This is a genomic window from Micromonospora sp. NPDC093277, from assembly GCF_044765245.1.
GTDB lineage: Bacteria > Actinomycetota > Actinomycetes > Mycobacteriales > Micromonosporaceae > Micromonospora.
Window position 1 is genome coordinate 71,562 of the sequence record NZ_JBIWJO010000013.1, and the last position, 18,225, is coordinate 89,786.

Sequence of the window (18,225 nt, forward strand, 5' to 3'; positions counted from 1 at the left end):
ATTTTCGACCCGTGACCGAGACCCCGCCCGGCGCCCTGCGGCTACCCATCGTGCCCGGTCTGACCGATCTGGGGGTGTTTGCCCGAGGGGGCTACGCCACCGTCTACCGGGCCACCCAGATCTCAGTGGGGCGCGAGGTCGCGGTCAAGGTGGAGAACCGCACGCTGGGCAGCGAGCGGGACCAGGCGCGCTTCCTGCGCGAGGCGCGGGCCGCCGGCAAGATGTCCTCCCACCCGCACGTGGTCGACCTCTTCGACGTCGGGGTCACCGTCGACCGCCATCCCTACCTGATCATGGAGCTCTGCGACGGGTCGTACGCGGAGCGGATGCGTAACTCGCCGCTGGGCCCGGTGGAGGCCCGCGACCTCGGCGTCAAGATCGCCGACGCGCTGGCCCACTCGCACGCGGCCGGGGTGCTGCACCGGGACGTGAAACCGGCCAACATCCTCTACTCCCACTTCAACCCGGCGGTGCTGGCCGACTTCGGGCTGGCGGTGCTGGCCGAGGTGCGCGACGCCTCGGTCACCCTGGAGGTGCTCACTCCGGCGTACGCGCCGCCGGAGATGTTCAACCACAGCCCGCCGTCGCCGGCGGTCGACGTCTACGCGCTCTGCGCCACCCTCTACGCGGTGATGCACGGCCGGCCGCCGCGCTGGCAGTCGGAGCGCAACCCGAGCCTGGTCACCGTGCTGGAGATGTTCAACCAGCCGATTCCCGGCCTGCCCGGGGTGCCCGAAGAGCTGATCGACGTGCTACGGCTCGGCATGTCCAACGATCCCGGGGAACGCCCGTCCGCCGTCGAACTGGGCGGCATGCTCGCCGCGCTGCCGATCGACCCCGGCGCGGCCCCGGTCAGCGGCCTGCCGTTCTACGCCGGTCCCGGCACCGGTGGGCCGTACGCCGTGGGCCGGACGGGGCAGCCGGCGCCGCGCCCGGCGGCGGAGGACGGCCGCCCGGCCGTGACCGCGCGCGACCGGCGGTGGCCACGTCGCTGGTTCTTCGGCGCGGGGGTGCTCGCACTGGCCGCCGCCTCCGCCGGTGCGGGAGCCTGGCTCGCCGGCGGCCTGTCGAGTGCCGACCCGCCGACGTCGGTGGCCACCGGGATCGTCGACCCGACCGGGCCGAAGGCCCTGCCGGGCTGTGCGGCCGGCGGGGTGCGCCTGCCGTCCGGTGCCCGGTGCGCGTCCGAGCTGGAGTGTTTCGGGCCGGTACGGCTCCGCCGCGACCGGGCCGAGGCGGCCCGGGTGCGGTGCGACGGCCGGCACACCTGGGAGACGTACGCTGTGGGCGACCTGCCCGCGACGCTGGCCGAGGCCGGCCACGCGGCGGTCGCCGCCGACCCGGACGTCCAGCAGGTCTGCAACGTCCACACCTTCCAACTCGCCAGTGGCCTCAGCGAGGCGGCCGGCTGGAACCTGGAGGTGCTGCCGCCGTCCGGTTCGGATGCCGACCGCAGTTATCGCTGCCTGGCCGGGCGGGGGGTGGACGCACTCGCCGTGCCGACCCTCACCGGTCGCTGAGCCCGCGCGTCGTCCGCTACTGCCGGGACCGCCCCGGAATCGATCGCCGCCAGCGTGTCAAGATCCTCTCGTCGAGGAGAGGAGAACGTCCGTGGATCGGGTTTCCCGACCCCTTGTGGCCCTGCTGATGGTGGCCGCACTGGCCGGCTGTGGATCGGCGGAGCCGTCGACGGGGTCCCGGACCTGGTCCCCACCCGACCCGGTCGCCACCGTGTCCGACCCCACGGCCGTGGCCACCCCGTCGAAGGAGGTGGAGCGCGTGACGTTCGAGCAGGCCATGGCCCGGTACGTGACCGCGCACTACCCGAAGGGCAGCCGGTACGTCGGCGACTGCGGGACCGCCAAACCGGACCCGCGCGGCGTCTGCGGATTGAAGAAGGCCACCGTGGACCTTGGTGAGGTGTGGGGGATCGGTGCCCCGGCCAGCGAGATCGACGGGTTCCTGCTGCTGGCCGAGGGCGACAGCGGCTGGCAGGTGGCCGACGCGTACGTCCCCGACCTTGAGGGTGCTGGCACCGCCCCGGCGCCCTCCTGGTTCGTCGGCGTCGAATAGCCGGCTGCTTCGGTCCCGCGCGGCGGCGCTAAAAGCGTCGAGCGAGAAATTTTCGTTACATCAGTCGGCAATTTGTCGCATTGATCCGCGTTCGGCGGGTGCCCTTCGTTGGCGTTGCTCCCTAGAGTGGCGGGGGTCGAGGACTCCTCGACCGACCCCCGGGGTGCGGCGGGTGATCGGGCACCCGCCGCACCCCGGACCGGTCAGCCGAACTCGGCGGGCCTTCCGTCGCTGCCGCCGCCGACGGTGTCAGCGGCCGTCACGCGGGCCGAAGGCCACGAGCGCGTCCGCGTCCGAGTTGCGGGAGCGCAGGTACTCGTCGGCCCAGGCGGCGGCGTCCGGGAACGCCGACTCGGACGACACCCGGGCGCAGGCGGCGGCCACGTCGTACCGGGTCCGGCGCAGTTCCACGCCCGGACCGAGCAGCGCCCACCAGGCACCCGCCCCGCCGTACGGCATGCCGACACTGCCCGGGTTGATCACCAGGCGGCGGTCGACGAGTCGGGTGAACGGCATGTGGGTGTGCCCGCAGACCACCGTGCCGACCTCGGTCGGCAGGCCGGTGAACACCTCGGCCCAGCGGTCGAGCCGGGAGTCGACCAGCACGACCTCCTCGTCGTTCCGGGGCGTGGCATGGCAGAAGAGCACGTCGCCGAGGCCGGCCACCGGCAGGGTGACGGTCAGTGGCAGCGTGGCCAGCCGGGCCACCTGGTCGTCCCGGAGCTGCGCGGCGGCCCAGTTCGAGACCTCGACCGGGCTGACCCGTCCGGCCCGTGCCTCGACCAGTTCGCGGTCGGCGTTGCCGCGTACCCAGCGGGCCCGGTCGCCGAGTTCGGCGAGCAGGTCCAGCACCTCGACCGGCTGTGGACCGGCGGCGAGGTCACCGGTGAGCACGATCAGGTCGGCGGCGGCCACGTCCGGTTCGGCCAGGACGGCCTCCAGCGCAGGCAGTACGCCGTGAATGTCGGAGAGCACCGCGACACGTTCGAGCATCGCCCGAGCGTCCCTCGATCCGATCGGTCCGGTCCAGCGATTCTGCGACGGGCAGACCGATCCGGCTGGGTGCCCGGCCCCACCGACCGGGACACCCATGCCGGGGTGGTCGGGTGCGGAGGTCAGACGCGGGCGCGGCGGGCCAGGCGCTCCGGGTCGAGGATGATGATGCTCTTGCCGTCCAGCCGCAGCCAGCCGCGCGAGGCGAAATCCGCCAGGGCCTTGTTGACGGTCTCCCGGGAGGCGCCGACCAGCTGGGCGATCTCTTCCTGGGTCAGGTCGTGGGTCACCCGCAGCACGCCACCGTCGCGGGTGCCGAACCGGCCGGCCATCTGGAGCAGGTTCTTGGCGACCCGGCCCGGCACGTCCGTGAAGATCAGGTCGGCCAACGAGTCGTTGGTGCGGCGCAGCCGGCGGGCGAGCACCCGCAGCAGCTGCTCGGCGATCTCCGGCCGGTTGTTCAGCCACGGCCGCAGCGCCTGCTTGCGCAGCCGCACCAGCCGGGTGTCGGTCACCGCGGTGGCCGTCGCCGTACGCGGGCCGGGGTCGAAGAGCGACAGCTCGCCGACCATGTCCGACGGGCCCATCACGGCGATCAGGTTCTGCCGGCCGTCCGCCGCGCGGCGACCCACCTTGATCTTGCCGGTCAGGAGGATGTAGAGGCTGTCACCAGGCTCGCCCTCGTTGAAGACGACCTCGCCCTTGCGGACCTCGATCGTCTCCATCTCCTTGGCGAGCGCCTCGGCAGCCTCCGGGTCGACACCCTGGAAGATCCCGCTGCGGGCCAGTACCTCGTCCATCGCGCACCTCCGCCTGCGCGTGCCGTCCGTCGGCCGGGTCCGCCGTCCGCTGATCCCTCGCGCGCAGCCAGTCTAGGCGCACGTGAGCAGGAATCAGAGGTGCACCCCTTGGAACGTAGGCTCTGGGACGTGCTGCGCGAGCCATTCCTGACCACCCGTGACGAGGACGGATGGAACATCCCATTGCTGGCCTGGCGGGCCGACGAGCCGCTGCTGGCGGTCGGCACCGCCCCGCTCGGCGGCGGGATCGGCGTACGCCGGTGGGTGGTCAACGCGACCGTGCCGATGTCGTACGACCGGGACGACCCGGCGGACCACCTGGCCGAGCTGGCCGACGGCCTGGGCCTGGCCGGACCCGGGGTGGGGCTGCTGACCGGGGTCGACGTGGCCGAGGTGGTGGCACGGGCCGACACCGGCGTGCGGGTCTGGGCGACGGTCGGGCTCGGCACCCCGGTCTGGGCCGCCGCGCCCGAGCCCGCGACCCCGGCCCAGCGGGTCGGCACGGTCAACATCGTGGTGTACGTCCCGGCCCGGCTCGGCGAGGCCGCCCTGGTCAACGCGGTGGCGACGGCCACCGAGGCGAAGGCGCAGGCGATCTGGGAGCTGGGGCTGGCGGCCACCGGCACGCCCACCGACGCCGTCACCGTGCTCTGCCCGGCCGACGGCGAGCCCGCCGCGTACGGCGGCCCCCGGTCGACCTGGGGCGCGCCGCTGGCCCGGGCCGTGCACGCGGCCGTCCGGGCCGGTGGCGTCGGTGCGGTCGTCCCCTGGTCCGACCGGCAGGCGGGCTGAGTTGGCCGCCGGGGCGGGCCGAGCCGGCGGTCCACGCTCGACCGGCCGCCTTTTTCGACCGATCGGCCATCGCCAGGCTGATTCCCACACGGTACCGTCGCGGACGATGTACGCTCCCGCCCCCTCCCCGTTCCGTGCCCGGCGTCGCCGGGCCGCCGCCCTCGGCATACTGCTGTTCGCACTGCTCGTCGCCGGTTGCAGCGACGCCGGCGCTAGCGGGCCGGTCTGGCAGGCGAGCGACGGAGGCGCGCCGAGCGGCTCGGCGGTCCCCGTCGACGCCACCCAGCCCGCCAGGTCCCCGCAGTCCGTCTCGTTGACCGCGACCGGCGATGTGATCATGGGCAACGCCCCGTCCCGGCTGCCGGCCAACGGGGGGAAGGGCTTCTTCGACGACGTCAAGGCCGCGCTCAAGGGCGACCTGGTGATGGGCAACCTGGAGGAGCCGCTCACCGAGGACACCGGCACCGGCAAGTGCGGGGCCGACGCGACGGACTGCTACCAGTTCCGGGCGCCCCCCAGCTACGCGGCGCACCTGCGCGACGCCGGGTTCGAGCTGCTCAACCAGGCCAACAACCACGGTTACGACTACGGCCCGCAGGGCTACAAGAACACCCAGGCCGCGTTGGAGGAACACGGACTCAAGCACACCGGTGCGCCCGACGAGATCACCGTGGTCGAGGTGAAGGGCGTGCGGGTCGCGGTGCTGGGCTTCTCGGGTTACGCCTGGTCGAACAGCCTCACCGACATCGGGGCGGCCAAGAAGGTGGTCGCCCGGGCCGCCGAGCAGGCCGACCTGGTCGTGGTGCAGGTGCACATGGGGGCCGAGGGCATCGACAAGACGCACGTCAAGCCGGGTACCGAGATCTACGCCGGGGAGAACCGGGGCGACCCGCTCCGCTTCTCGCACGCGGTGATCGACGCGGGCGCCGACCTGGTCATCGGGCACAGCCCGCACGTGCTGCGCGGCATGGAGTTCTACAAGGGGCGCCTGATCGCGTACAGCCTGGGCAACTTCGCCGGTGGCGGGAAGTCGCTGAACAGCGCCGGCCGGCTCGGTTGGGGCGGCGTGCTGAAGGTCTCGCTCGCGGCGGACGGCAGCTTCGTCGAGGGCGAGTTCACCTCGACGGTGATGAACGGCGTGGGGCGGCCGGCGATCGACCGGCAGCAGCGCGGCCTCGGGCTGGTCCGGCAGATGAGCCAGGCGGACTTCCCGAAGACCGGCGCCCGGCTCGACACCGACGGCCGGATCACGGCGCCGGGCGCGTAGCAGGCCCCATCCCGCGCGTGGGCCACGCCGGGAGGTCGTACCGGCGACGTAGGCTGGCCGGCGTGACCACGAGTTCCCGCGAGACCGACCTCGGCCGTACCCGGCGCGCCCGGCGGATCGGCCGGGCGCTTGCCGAGACCCATCCCGACGCGCATTGTGAACTCGACCACTCCAACGCGTTGGAGCTGGCGGTCGCCACGATCCTGTCGGCGCAGTGCACCGACAAGAAGGTCAACGAGGTCACCACGAAGCTCTTCGCCCGCTACCGCACCGCCGCCGACTACGCGGGGGCGGACCGCACCGAGCTGGAGGAGCTGATCCGGCCGACCGGGTTCTACCGGAACAAGACCAGCTCGCTGATCAACCTCGGCCGCGCGCTCTGCGAGCGGTACGCCGGCGAGGTCCCGGGCCGGCTGGCCGACCTGGTCACGCTGCCCGGCATCGGCCGCAAGACCGCCAACGTGATCCTCGGCAACGCCTTCGGAGTCCCCGGCATCACCGTCGACACCCACTTCCAGCGGCTGGTGGCCCGGTGGAAGCTGACCGCCGAGACCGACCCGGTCAAGATCGAGCACGCCATCGGCGCGCTGTATCCGAAGCGCGACTGGACGATGCTGTCGCACCGGGTCATCTTCCACGGGCGGCGGGTCTGCCACGCCCGTAAGCCCGCCTGCGGCGCCTGCACGCTGGTGAAGCTCTGCCCGTCGTACGGCACCGGGCCGACCGATCCGACGGTCGCGGTCAAGCTGCTCAAGGGGCCGCGCGCCCGGGATCTCGCCGAGGCGGTCGGCATCGACCCGGAGCTGGTGCCGCAGCAGGCGGTCGCGGCGGAGGTGCCGTGAACCGCCTCGCGTACCTGCTCGTCCCGCTGCTGCTGGCGGTCGCCGGCTGCACCACCAGCGAGGAGCGGCCGGCGGGCCGGGCGGCGGCGACCCGGGCGGAGCGTCCCTCGCCGTTCGCCGACTGCGCCACGCTGACCACCCCGCCGGCCTCGGCGACCCCGGTGCCGAGCGGCAAGCAGGGTGATCCGTTGCCCGAGTTGACCCTCGCCTGCTTCACCGGGGGTGCCCCGGTGTTGTTGCGCGACGTGCAGGGCCCCGCGGTGATCAATGTCTGGGCGTCCTGGTGTCCGCCCTGCCGCAAGGAACTGCCCGCCTTCCAACGGCTCAGCGAGCGGGCCGCCGGCCGGCTCCAGGTGATCGGGGTGAACAGCCAGGACAGCCGCGGCGCGGCGCAGTCCATCGGCGAGGACTTCGGCGTCCGCTTCCCCATGCTGGTGGACCAGGGCGACGCGTTCGAGCGGGCGCTGGAACGCAAGGCGTTCCCGCTGACCGTGCTCGTCGACGCGGACGGGCGGATCCGGCACACCGACTCGACCGGCGCGCTGGACGACGCCCGCCTCGCCGAGTTGGTCCGCGAGCACCTCGGCGTGGAGGTGCGGTCGTGACCGGATATGCAGTGCCCCGGACGGAGCAGGGATCATGACCCGGCAGCCCCCGGCGTGGCTGGACCCGCTGCTTGGCCGGCTCGGCACCGCCCGCGCCGAGGACTTCACCCGGCTGACCACCCCGGAAAGCGGTGGCCGGGAGAGCGCCGTGCTGGTGCTGCTCGGTGAGCAGCCGGGAGCCGGCCTGGACGTGCTGCTCCTGCAACGTGCCGCCACGCTGCGCAACCACGCCGGGCAGCCGGCCTTTCCCGGTGGCGCGGCCGATCCGGAGGACACCGACGCCAGCGCCACCGCGCTGCGGGAGGCGAACGAGGAGGTCGGACTCGACCCGGCCAGCGTCACCGTGCTCGCCGAGCTGCCGAAGCTGTGGATCCCGGTCAGCGACTTCGTGGTCACCCCGGTGCTCGCCTGGTGGCACGCCCCGCACCCGGTACATCCGTGCGAACCGGCCGAGGTGGCGCACGTCGCCCGGCTGCCCGTCAGCGAGCTGGTCGACCCGGAGAACCGGATGCGGGTACGCCACCCGAGCGGCTGGATCGGCCCGGCCTTCTCGGTACGCGGCATGCTGGTCTGGGGCTTCACCGCCGGGGTGCTCAACACGCTGCTTGAGATGGGTGACTGGGCCCGCCCGTGGCCGCGCTCCCGGGTGGTGGAGCTGCCGCCGGCCGGGGCCGCGCCGGCACCCTCGGCCGGCACCGACGCGGTCGACGAGAGCCCCGTACGCTGACCTGACGGTCACGTTCCGCGAGCGATGGGCCACGCCCGTGCCCGGGGCCCGTACCCTTGACGGGTGTCCGCCGTGGATCTCGTACTGCTCCTGCTCGTGCTCGTGTTCGCGATCAGCGGATACCGACAGGGTTTCGCCATCGGGGCGCTGTCGCTCTCCGGGTTCTTCCTTGGTGTGCTGGTCGGCCTCCAGGTCGGTCCGCTCATCGCCCGGCAGTTCACTGACAGCGGGGTCCGGGTGCTGATCTCCCTGGTGGCGATCTTCGGGCTGGCTGTGCTGGGGCAGGCCCTGGCCGGCTGGATCGGCTCCCACCTGCGCCAGACCATCACCAACGAGCTGCTCAGGCGGCTCGACGACATCGGTGGCGCGATCGTCTCGGCCGTGGCGGTCATGCTGGTGGTCTGGCTGGTGGCGGTGCCGCTGGGCTCTTCGTCGGTGCCCTGGGTGGCCTCCTCGGTGCGCAACAGCGCCCTGCTCACCGTGATCGACCGGATCCTGCCGGACAAGGCACAGCAGCTCTCCACGGCACTGCGGGACACGGTCGACACCAACGGCTTCCCGGACGTCTTCGGCAAACTCTCGCCGACCCGCGCCCGCCAGGTCTCCCCGCCCGACCCGACGCTGGTCGGTTCCCAGGTGGTGGCGAACAGCCAGCGGTCGGTGGTGAAGGTGCTGGGCTCCGCGCCCAGCTGCGCCCGCCGCATCGAGGGCTCCGGCTTCGTGTACGCCGACGACCGGGTGATGACCAACGCGCACGTGGTGGCGGGCACCCGTTCGGTGGCGGTGGAGCTGCGCGGCGAGCGGTACGACGGCGACGTGGTCGTCTACGACCCGCAGCGGGACCTGGCCGTGCTGCACGTGCCGGGGCTGCCCGGGCCGTCCCTGCGCTTCGCGGCCGGCGCGGCCGGCTCCGGGGCGGACGCCATCGTGCTGGGCTTCCCCCTCGACGGCCCGTACGACGCCCGCCCGGCCCGGATCCGCGACGTCGACCGGATCACCGGGCCGGACATCTACGCCGCGAAGGACGTGACCCGGGAGATCTACACGATCCGGGCGCTGGTCCGCAGCGGCAACTCGGGCGGCCCACTGGTCTCCGCGAACGGGCTGGTGCTCGGGGTGATCTTCGCGGCGGCGGCCGACGACCCGAACACCGGCTTCGCGGTGACCGCCGCCGAGGCCCGGCCGGTGGCTCTGGCCGGCGCCGAGCGTACCCGGGCGGTCGGCACCGGCGACTGCACCTGAGCGGCCGGGGCGCCTCCCGGCGGCCGGGCGGCGGGCCGACGATCGACCGGGACCGGACCCCGGCCGGATCGGGTTACCTCGGCGTGCCTTCCGGCCCCGGCTCGGCCAGCTCCGGCTCGATGCCCTCCCGGACCACACTCGCCGGCCGGTGGCCGGCCCGGGTCCGCCAGGTGCGGAAGGCGGCCGTCGTCGCGGCGAGCACCGCCAGGCCGAGCAGCCACCCGCCGACCACGTCACTGGTCCAGTGCACACCCAGCGCGATCCGGCTGAACCCGGTCACCACCGCGACCAGCACGGCCACGGTCCAGAGCGCCCAGCGCAGCGGCCACCGGTCGCGGGTGAACGGCAGGAACACCAGCAACACGACCCCGGCGGCCAGGGTGGCGTTCAGCGCGTGCCCGGACGGGAAGGAGAGCCCGGACGCCCGGGCCACCGGGTTGAGCAGCTCCGGCCGGTGCCGGCCGACCAGCAGCTTGATCAGTACGCCGAGCAGTCCGCCGCCGGCCATCGTGGTGGCCACCCACAACGCTGGCGCCCACAATTCGGCCTTCGCGCCCCTGGACGGTGCTCCGGACCGGACGAGGGCCGGTCGCGGGGCTTGGCGGAGCAGCAGCCAGGCCGCCACCGCGCCGGTGGCGATCCGCAGCGGGCCGGGCGCGAAGACGTTGGTCCAGCCACCCATCAGGCGTACCCAGGCCGGGTGGTCGAGCGCATACCGGTGCAGCGCGCCGGTCACCGCGATGTCCAACCGGAACAGCGGCGGCCAGGTGGCCCGCACCAGCAGCGCCAGCAGGATGAACGGCGCCAGCGGCAGGAACGCCCCCGTGGCGGCGAGGGTGCGCCGCCGGCCCGGCGAAGGGTGCCGGTCGAGTCGGTCGCTGTGGGATCGGTCGCCCGCGGACAGCCGACCGCCCGTGCCCGGCCGGTTCATCCGCTGATCGCCACCCAGAAGACCACTCGTCAGCGGCGAGCCTGCCGGACCCTGCGGGCCAGCAACGCGGCGCCGGTGAGCAGGGTGACGAGGAGGGCGAGGCCGGCCCAGAGCCGCTCCGGCGCCGGGTCGGCGGCCTGGCCGGCCGGACGGGCCGACCAGCGGGTGGGCTGCTTCGGGGCGGCGAGGGTGAACGGATCGGCCCCCGCACCGGCGGTGTCCGCGGCGGCCCGGGCCGAGCCGGGCGCCGGACCGAAGCCCACCACGCCGGGGGAGTCGTTGTCGTCGAGCTGGTTACGCCCCACCGACGGCACGTCGGCGGTCAGCGCGGCCACCGGATCCACCATCCCGAAGCCGTACCGGTCGTCGCGGCCGGCGGGACCGAGGTCACGTGCGGTGCTGGTCATCCGGTTGATGACATCCCCGGCGGACATCCGCGGGTAGCGGGCCCGGACAAGGGCGGCCGTCGCGGCGACCAGCGGAGCCGCGAAGCTGGTTCCCTGCACCCGCCAGTACCCGCCCTGAGGGCGGGCTCCGAACAGCTCGGTCGCCGGCGCGGTGAGCACGGTCTCCGGACCGGTGATGGAGCCGGGCCAGAGGTGCTCGGCGTCGCGTTCCAGGCCGGCGACGGCGATCACCCCCGGCTCGCGGGCCGGGTACCAGACCTTGGTGCTGGTCGAGGTGGCGAGGTTGCCGGTGCAGGCCACCACCACCACGTCCCGCGCGAAGGCGTAGTCGAGGGCCGCGGCCAACGCCGGGCTGTCCCCGTTGCCGCCGAGGGACAGGTTGATCACGCGGGCGCCGTTGTCGACCGCCCAGCGCACCCCTTTGGCGACGACCAGCGCGTCGCTGTAGCGGTTCTCCTGGTCGAGCACCCGGACCGGCAGGATCCGGGCGTCCGGCGCCAGGCCGACCACCCCGCGGTCGTCGTCGGCACGCCCGGCGATCAGGCCGGCGACCGTGGTGCCGTGCCCCACCGGGTCCGGCCCGTCGGCGCCGTCGGAGGAGACCAGGTCGATGCCGGGAAGCACCTGGCCGGCCAGATCCGGGTGGGAACCGTCCACCCCGGAATCGATCACCGCGACCAACACGCCACGCCCGGTCGACGTACGCCATGCGGTCTTCGCCCCGAGCGCCTCGAGCTGCCACTGCTCCTCGCGGGCCTGGTCCGTCCGTGCGGTCGTGTCCACCGGGACCAGCCGGACCGGCGTGGTGGCGACCGAGCGAGTTGAGGCGACGGGCGTGAGCGGGGCCGCGTGTGCGGGCGGAGCCAGCGGACCGGCCACAGTGGCGGCGGCGGCCACGGCGCCGAGCAACGCACGACCGGCGGAACGCCGCGTGGCGCTCGAACCTCCCTGCCGATCCCTGGTCACGTTCCCCAACCATTTCATCGCGATCGAAACATGCTGCTCGGAGATTACCGGGTCTGCTATCCGACCCGACGCAGGTCTGCGAAGGTTCAACCCGGCGGTAGGTGGGCCAGTTGCACCAGGCGTACGCCCTCCCGGCGGGTGACCAGGCGGCCCCGGCCGGGCGGCAGCGGACCCGCCTTCACCTGGCCGACGAGCGCCCCCTCCTCCGGCCCACCGGACATCACCAGGCCGGGTGTGGAGAGTTCCCGCAGCCGCTGGATGATGGGCTCGTACGAGGTCCGGCCGGCCCCGCCGGAGCGGCGGGCGAGCACCAGGTGCAGCCCGACGTCCCGGGCCTGCGGCAGATGCTCCTCCAGCGTGCGCAGCGGGTTGGTCGGCCCGCCGGCCACCAGGTCGTAGTCGTCCACCAGCACGAACAGCTCCGGCCCGGTCCACCATGACCGGTTGCGCAACTCCGCCGGGGTGACCTCGGGTCCCGGCCGCCGCCCCTGGAGGTAGCTGGCCGCCGATTCGATCAGCTCGGTGGTGTGCGGCGCGGCCGTGCCGTACCCGATCAGGTGCGGCGTCTCGATCGTGCCCATCAGGCTGCGCCGGTAGTCCACCAGGATCACCCGGGCCTGCTCGGGCGTGAACCGGGTGATGATCGAGGTGGCCAGCGCGCGCAGGAACGACGACTTGCCGCACTCGGCGTCGCCGAAGACCACGAAGTTCGGCTCGGTGGCGAAGTCCAGCACCACCGGGCGCAGGTCCGCCTCGGCCACCCCGATCGGGAAGGCCAGCCCACTGGTCGCGCTCTGGTCCAGCTCGGCGTACGGGAGCACCGGCGGGAGCAACCGCACCCGGGGCGCCGCCGGCCCGGCCCATGCCCCGGCGACCGCCTTGACCAGGTCGGTGGTCTCCGTGCCCAGCCCGGTGACCCGGGGCTCGGCGGTGAGGAAGTGCAGCCCGGCGGCGGTGATCCCGCGTCCCGGCCGCTTCTCCGGCACGGTCGCCGCGACCGGCCGCTTGACCAGCACCGAGTCGGCCGGGTCGCCGAGGCGCAACTCCACCCGGGAGCCGAAGAGGTCCCGGATCGCCGGCCGGAAGTCCGACCAGCGCAGGGCGGAGGCCACCACGTGCACCCCGTACCCGAGGCCCCGGGTGGCCAGCTCGGTGACCAGCGGTTCCAGGTCCTCGTAGTCGCTGCGCAGGGTGTTCCAGCCGTCGATCACCAGGAACACGTCGCCGAACGGGTCGGTGCCGGGCTGCCCGCCAGCCAGTGCCGCGGCCCGCCGCCGACGCCAGGCCGCCATCGACTCCACGCCCGCCTCGGTGAAGCGCCGCTCCCGCTCGGCCAGCAGGGTGACGATCTCCCCGACGGTCCGGCGTACGGCGGTGTCGTCGGTTCGCCCGCTCACCCCGCCGACGTGCGGCAGGCCGCGCAGCGCGCCGAGCGTCCCGCCGCCGAAGTCCAGGCAGTAGACCTGCGCCTCGGCCGGGGTGTGGGTGAGCGCCAGCGCGCAGATCAGCGCCCGCAGCGCGGTGGACCGGCCGCTGCCCGTGGTGCCGACCACGGCCACGTGGCCGGCCGCCCCGTCCAGGGCCAACCAGAACAGGTCCCGGCGCTGCTCGAACGGCTTGTCCACCAGGGCCACCGGCACCTGGAGGGCACCGTGCAGCTCCGGGTTGCCGACGGTGAGCCCGCGCACCGGGTCGGCCCCGACCGGGCCGAGCAGCTCGTCGAGGGCCGGGGAGGAGTCCAGCGGCGGCAGCCACACCTGGTGCGCCGGCGGCCCCTGGCCGGCGAGCCGTCCGACCAGCAGGTCGAGCAGGGTCTCCGTGGCCTCCTCCACGGCGGGGAGCACGGCCGGGGCGGCCGGCTCGGGCACCGGCACGAGATGCGTGGAGAAGGTGAGCAGCCGGGCCGGACCCACGCCGTCCCCGCCCGCTGGGCCGCCCCGGCGGCGTACCGGGCCGGAGACGTACGCGGCCTTGAACCGGACCAGCGCGTCGGTGCCGGCGCGCAGGTAGCCGTGCCCGGGAGTGCGGGGCAGCTCGTACGCGTCCGGAACCCCCAGCACCGTCCGTGACTCCAGCGCGGAAAAGGTCCGCAACCCGATCCGGTACGACAGGTGGGTGTCGAGCCCGCGCAGCCGTCCCTCCTCCAGCCGCTGCGAGGCCAGCAGCAGGTGCACGCCGAGCGACCGGCCCACCCGGCCGATCTGGACGAACAGGTCGATGAAGTCCGGCTTGGCGGAGAGCAGCTCGGAGAACTCGTCGCAGATCAGCAGCAGCGACGGCAGCGGGGCGAGCGGGGTTCCGGCGGCCCGGGCCCGCTCGTAGTCGCGCAGGCTGGCGAAGTTGCCGGCCCGGCGCAACAACTCCTGCCGGCGCATCAGCTCGCCGTTGATCGCGTCGACCATCCGGTCGACCAGGGGCAGCGCGTCCGCCAGGTTGGTGATCACCGCGGCGGTGTGCGGCAGCCGCTCGAACGGCGCGAAGGTCGCGCCGCCCTTGAAGTCGACCAGGACGAAGTTGAGCTGCTCCGAGCTGTGCGTGGCGGCCAACCCCAGCACCAGGGTACGGAGCAGCTCCGACTTGCCGGAGCCGGTGGCGCCGATGAGCAGGCCGTGCGGGCCCATGCCGTCCTGCGCCGACTCCTTGAGGTCCAGCTCGATCGCGCCGCCGTCGGCGCCCACCCCGATCGGCACCCGCAGCCGGTCCCGGGCGGCCCGGGGTGCCCAGCCCTGCTCGGCGGTGAAGCTCTCCGGCGCGCCGGTGCCGAGCAGTTCGGGCAGGCCCGGCTCGGCGCCGGGCGGCGCGTCGGATCCGCGTACCGTGCCGGCGAGGCGCAGCGGGGCGAGCCGGCGGGCGACCGCCTCGGCGTCGGCGACGTCCAGCGCGTCGGCGGTGCCCACCTCGGCGGGACCCTCGACGGAATGCGAACACAGCCGGCCGTCGGCCAGGTCGAGCAGGAGGGCGTACCGGTCGAGCAGGCGGGGCGGCGGGGTGTCCAGGTCGAGCACGGTGACCGCGTCGATGCCGCCGTCGCCGACCAGGTCGGTGGCCCCGGTCAGGTCGCCCCCGTCGAGCACCACCACCACGTGCGGGCCGTCCGTGGCCGGTCCGGCCGGGCTGAACCGGGACCGGCTGGCCAGCACCTCGTCGAGGAGCCGTTCCAGTTCGGCGGCGGAGGTGGTGACCAGCCGGACCGGGCCGAGCGCGTCGGTGCGGCTGGGGTGGTGGACGTGCGGCAGCCACTTGACCCACTCCCAGAGCGAGCGCCGCTCCGGACCGGCGCAGACCGCGATCAGCAGCTCGTCGGGGGCGTGGAAGACGGCGAGCTGGGTGAGCACGGCCCGGGCCAGCGCCTGCGCGGCCGGCGAGCCGGTGCCGGGTCGCACGACGGCTCCAGGTCGCCGCGCGGCGTCCGACGCGCCGTGCTGGAGTTGCCGCCCGCTCGGCCCGCGCAGGAAGACCCGGGCGAAGCTGCGCAGCGAGAGCGCCACCGGCAGTTCCGGCACCACCGAGTACGCGTCGAGGAAGCGCCGCAGCGCTCCCGCGGTCATCGGCTCCAGTTCCTCCAGCGGCCGGGTGATCGGCGGGGCCAGCGGGGTGGCCAGGGTCTGCGGCCCGACGCCCACCCGGACCACGGCGAAGTCCGGGTCGCCCGGCCGGCGCTCCCACACCCGGTGACTCTCCACCGTCGACCAGAGCCGTCCCGGGTCGGGGTGCCGGTAGTAGAGCCCGGCCCGCTGTGCCCCGGCCGTCTCCCGTACCCGGCGGCGCAGGGTGGCCAGGTGGCGCAGGTACTCCCGACGGGCGGCCATCATCTCCGACTTCTTCGGGCCCGCGCTGCCCCACGAGGTGACCAGCATGGCCAGCGAGGAGAGCCCGAACATGCCGCCCACCACGTACGAGTAGGCCCCGCCGCCCCGGCCGAACATCATCGCCATCGCCACCGTGCCGCCGAGCATGGGCAGCACCATCAGCGCCTGCTGCCAGCGCCCGCCGGTGCCGACCGGTATCTCCGGCGGTGCCTCGACGGGCAGCTCGCCGGCCGGGATCTCCGGGGCCGGGCGACGCGGCGGCCGCTTGATGACGACAGTGGACACTCGTCCTCCCAAATGTGGCTCTCGGTAACCCGAGCCTGGCTCATGGTAGGTAAAGTCCTGTCGTCCGTCAGCCACCGTTTCCGCCTGATATGGAGAGACATCCATGACGACCGGGCTGGCCCGGGTCACGATCAGCGCCCCGCAGCGGCGGGTGGACGTGGCCCTGCCGGAGCAGGTTCCCCTGGCCGAGCTGCTGCCCGAGGTGCTCCGGCACGCCGGGGAAGGGCTCGCCGACGACGGCGAACGGCACGGCGGCTGGGTACTGCGGCGCACCGACGGCGCGGTGCTCACCACCGCGCAGGCGTTGCTACCGCAGGGCGTACGCGACGGCGAGGTCCTGCACCTCGTACCCGCCCACGCCCAGTGGCCCGAGCTGGAGTACGACGACGTGGTCGAGGCGATCGCCGACGGGGCCCGGCGCCGGGGCGCCGCCTGGTCGCCGGCGGCCAGCCGGACCGCCACCCTGGTCGGGGCGGGCGTGCCACTCGCCGTGGGGCTGCTCGCCGTACTGGCCGCCGGGCCCGGGCACCGGACCGGCTGGCCGGTCGCCACCGGGGTGGCCCTGCTCCTCGTGCTCGCCGCCACCGTCGCCTCCCGGGCATACGGGGACGGGACGGCCGGCGCCACCCTCGGCGGGTACGCCCTGCCGTACGCCGCCGCGGCCGGCACCCTCGCGGTCGGCTCCGGCGACCCGGTCGGCCCGTTCGGGCCGCTGCCCTGGGTCGGCGCGCCCGAACTGCTGACCGGCTCGGTGGCGCTGCTGCTGGTGTCGGTGCTCGGCCTGCTCGGGGTGGCGAGCCGGTCCCGGATCTTCGTGGCCGGCGCCACCGCTGGGGCGGCCGGCGGGCTCGCCGCCCTCGGCGGGCTCCTCCTCGACCCGGCAGGCACCGCCGCGGTGCTGCTCTGCGTGCTGATCTTCGCGCTGGGCGGGCTGCCGCTGCTGGCCATCCGGCTCGGCAAGGTGCCGCTGCCGCCGATCACCCTGCCCGCCAGCACCCCGGCCGGCGGCCCCGACGGCGTCCGCGACCTGCCGGACCGGGGGCGGGTACACGCGGCGGTGGCCCGGACCGAGGAGATGCTGACGGGGATGCTGCTCGGGCACGCGCTGCTGGCGGTCGCCGCCACGGCGGTGCTGGCCACGACCGGCGGCTGGGCCGGCCGGCTGCTGGCGGCGGTCGGCTGTGCGGTGCTGCTGCTGCGCTCCCGGCTCTTCGTGGCGGTCCGTCACCGGGTGCCCGCCGTGGCCGCCGGGCTGGCCGGGTGCGCACTGCTGGGCGCGGTACTCGTCGGCCACACCGGGCCGGGCGGCCGGCTGGTCCTGGCCGTCGGCGGGTTCGCCCTGGCGCTGCTCGCCGTCACCACCGGTGCCACGGACGCCCGGCGGCCGGTGTCCCCGTACCTCGGCCGGCTGGCCGACCTGGCCGACACCGCGCTGGTGGTCTCCGTGGTGCCGGTGGCCTGTGCGGTGCTGGACCTCTACGACCGGGCCCGCGGGCTGCTGGGTTGAACACACGCGCGGGCCCGGGCCGCTCCACGGAGCGACCCGGGCCCGTCGACGTCGAAGATCAGTGCTCGCCGCGTTCCTCGGCGTCCTTGGCGCGCCGGAACGAGGCATGGATCTCGGCCTCGGCCTCGGTACGGCCCACCCAGGTCGCGCCCTCGACCGACTTGCCGGGCTCCAGGTCCTTGTACACCTCGAAGAAGTGCTGGATCTCCAGCCGGTCGAACTCGCCCAGGTGGTGGATGTCCCGCAGGTGCTCCTGGCGCGGGTCCTCGTAGGGGACGCAGAGGACCTTGTCGTCGCCGCCCTTCTCGTCGGTCATCCGGAACATGCCGATGGTGCGGCAGCGGATCAGGCAGCCCGGGAAGGTCGGCTCGGGGACCAGCACCAGCGCGTCCAGCGGGTCGCCGTCCTCGCCCAGCGTGCCCTCGATGAAGCCGTAGTCGGCCGGGTACTGGGTCGATGTGAAGAGGGTGCGGTCCAGCCGGATCCGGCCTGTCGCGTGGTCCACCTCGTACTTGTTGCGGTGACCCTTCGGGATCTCAACCGTGACGTCGAAATCCATCTTCCACGCTCCCTCGTTTGCCCACGCTGGCTAACGGAAACCAGTGCCGCCGCGCCCGGACGGGAGAATGGCCCCCGCCGGCTCCGGCCGCCGCATAGTGTTCGGACCGAAGTAGTGTCACCCAAGGCGCTTTCGAGCGGGGGAGGAGGGGGTCGTGGGGAGGGAAGATTCACACTACCGCCCCGAGAGGGTTGACGGACGCAGGTCCGGCACTTCCGGTTCGGGCGGTGCGAGCGGACGCGTACCGATTCCCGACGCGCATCCTCCGCGCGTCCCGGGGCGCCCGACCGGGTCCGCCTCCGTCGGCCGCGCCGACCCCCGGGCGTACCGCGCCGACCCGCAGGTTCACGGCACCGGCTCCCGGGAGTACGGCGCCGCCCCCCGGGAGTACGGCACCAGGCCGCAGGAGTACGGCACCGG

Annotated in this window: 15 protein-coding genes; 9 read left to right on the top strand and 6 right to left on the bottom strand. The window is 74.2% G+C overall.

Annotation, left to right across the window (positions count from 1 at the left end):
• Positions 1–11 precede the first annotated feature (11 nt).
• Entirely contained in the window at positions 12–1,520 is a 1,509-nt protein-coding gene (locus ACIRG9_RS25580; RefSeq protein ID WP_402860807.1) for a serine/threonine-protein kinase, read from the top strand.
• Between the two features lie 91 nt (positions 1,521–1,611).
• The gene (locus ACIRG9_RS25585) at positions 1,612–2,073 is read left to right on the top strand and encodes a hypothetical protein (protein WP_402860809.1); all 462 of its coding nucleotides are present in this window, start codon (positions 1,612–1,614) and stop codon (positions 2,071–2,073) included.
• 249 nt (positions 2,074–2,322) lie between these two features.
• On the opposite strand, the gene ACIRG9_RS25590 is transcribed toward ACIRG9_RS25585, so the two are convergent.
• Positions 2,323–3,066, bottom strand: a complete 744-nt coding sequence (locus tag ACIRG9_RS25590) for a metallophosphoesterase family protein (RefSeq protein WP_402860812.1) — start codon at positions 3,064–3,066, stop codon at positions 2,323–2,325.
• A gap of 122 nt (positions 3,067–3,188) precedes the next feature.
• Complete coding sequence (locus ACIRG9_RS25595; RefSeq protein ID WP_402860815.1) at positions 3,189–3,866, bottom strand: Crp/Fnr family transcriptional regulator; 678 nt, start codon at positions 3,864–3,866, stop codon at positions 3,189–3,191.
• A 129-nt stretch (positions 3,867–3,995) separates the two neighbouring features.
• Here ACIRG9_RS25595 and ACIRG9_RS25600 point away from each other — a divergent pair, with 129 nt between their 5' ends.
• From ACIRG9_RS25600 to ACIRG9_RS25625, 6 genes are all read left to right on the top strand, one after another.
• A complete protein-coding gene (locus tag ACIRG9_RS25600) occupies positions 3,996–4,658 on the top strand; it encodes an adenosylcobinamide amidohydrolase (RefSeq protein WP_402861109.1) in 663 nt (220 codons plus the stop codon).
• 106 nt (positions 4,659–4,764) lie between these two features.
• Positions 4,765–5,925, top strand: a complete 1,161-nt coding sequence (locus tag ACIRG9_RS25605; protein ID WP_402860818.1) for a CapA family protein — start codon at positions 4,765–4,767, stop codon at positions 5,923–5,925.
• A gap of 62 nt (positions 5,926–5,987) precedes the next feature.
• Complete coding sequence (nth, locus tag ACIRG9_RS25610; RefSeq protein ID WP_402860821.1) at positions 5,988–6,767, top strand: endonuclease III; 780 nt, start codon at positions 5,988–5,990, stop codon at positions 6,765–6,767.
• Positions 6,764–7,372 carry a TlpA family protein disulfide reductase gene (locus ACIRG9_RS25615; RefSeq protein WP_402860824.1) on the top strand — a complete coding sequence of 203 codons (609 nt, stop codon included), beginning with the start codon at positions 6,764–6,766 and terminating at the stop codon, positions 7,370–7,372. The genes nth and ACIRG9_RS25615 overlap by 4 nt, the downstream gene beginning before the upstream one ends.
• 34 nt (positions 7,373–7,406) lie before the next feature.
• A complete protein-coding gene (locus tag ACIRG9_RS25620) occupies positions 7,407–8,099 on the top strand; it encodes an NUDIX hydrolase (protein WP_402860827.1) in 693 nt (230 codons plus the stop codon).
• 63 nt (positions 8,100–8,162) lie between these two features.
• The gene (locus ACIRG9_RS25625; RefSeq protein WP_402860830.1) at positions 8,163–9,341 is read left to right on the top strand and encodes a MarP family serine protease; all 1,179 of its coding nucleotides are present in this window, start codon (positions 8,163–8,165) and stop codon (positions 9,339–9,341) included.
• Positions 9,342–9,414: 73 nt separating this feature from the next.
• Here ACIRG9_RS25625 and ACIRG9_RS25630 read toward each other — a convergent pair whose 3' ends face one another.
• From ACIRG9_RS25630 to eccCa, 3 genes are all read right to left on the bottom strand, one after another.
• A complete protein-coding gene (locus ACIRG9_RS25630; RefSeq protein WP_402860833.1) occupies positions 9,415–10,272 on the bottom strand; it encodes a phosphatase PAP2 family protein in 858 nt (285 codons plus the stop codon).
• Between the two features lie 29 nt (positions 10,273–10,301).
• Positions 10,302–11,663, bottom strand: coding sequence for a type VII secretion-associated serine protease mycosin (mycP, locus tag ACIRG9_RS25635; RefSeq protein ID WP_402860836.1), 1,362 nt, complete (start codon positions 11,661–11,663; stop codon positions 10,302–10,304).
• 68 nt (positions 11,664–11,731) lie between these two features.
• On the bottom strand, positions 11,732–15,739 hold the full coding sequence (eccCa, locus tag ACIRG9_RS25640) for a type VII secretion protein EccCa (RefSeq protein ID WP_402860839.1): 4,008 nt from the start codon (positions 15,737–15,739) through the stop codon (positions 11,732–11,734).
• A 103-nt stretch (positions 15,740–15,842) separates the two neighbouring features.
• Between eccCa and eccD the strand changes: the two genes are divergently transcribed.
• Positions 15,843–17,246 carry a type VII secretion integral membrane protein EccD gene (eccD, locus tag ACIRG9_RS25645; RefSeq protein ID WP_402860842.1) on the top strand — a complete coding sequence of 468 codons (1,404 nt, stop codon included), beginning with the start codon at positions 15,843–15,845 and terminating at the stop codon, positions 17,244–17,246.
• 58 nt (positions 17,247–17,304) lie between these two features.
• On the opposite strand, the gene ACIRG9_RS25650 is transcribed toward eccD, so the two are convergent.
• Positions 17,305–17,805: an inorganic diphosphatase gene (locus ACIRG9_RS25650; RefSeq protein WP_402860845.1), complete on the bottom strand. Its 501-nt coding sequence runs from the start codon at positions 17,803–17,805 to the stop codon at positions 17,305–17,307.
• Positions 17,806–18,225: the final 420 nt, after the last annotated feature.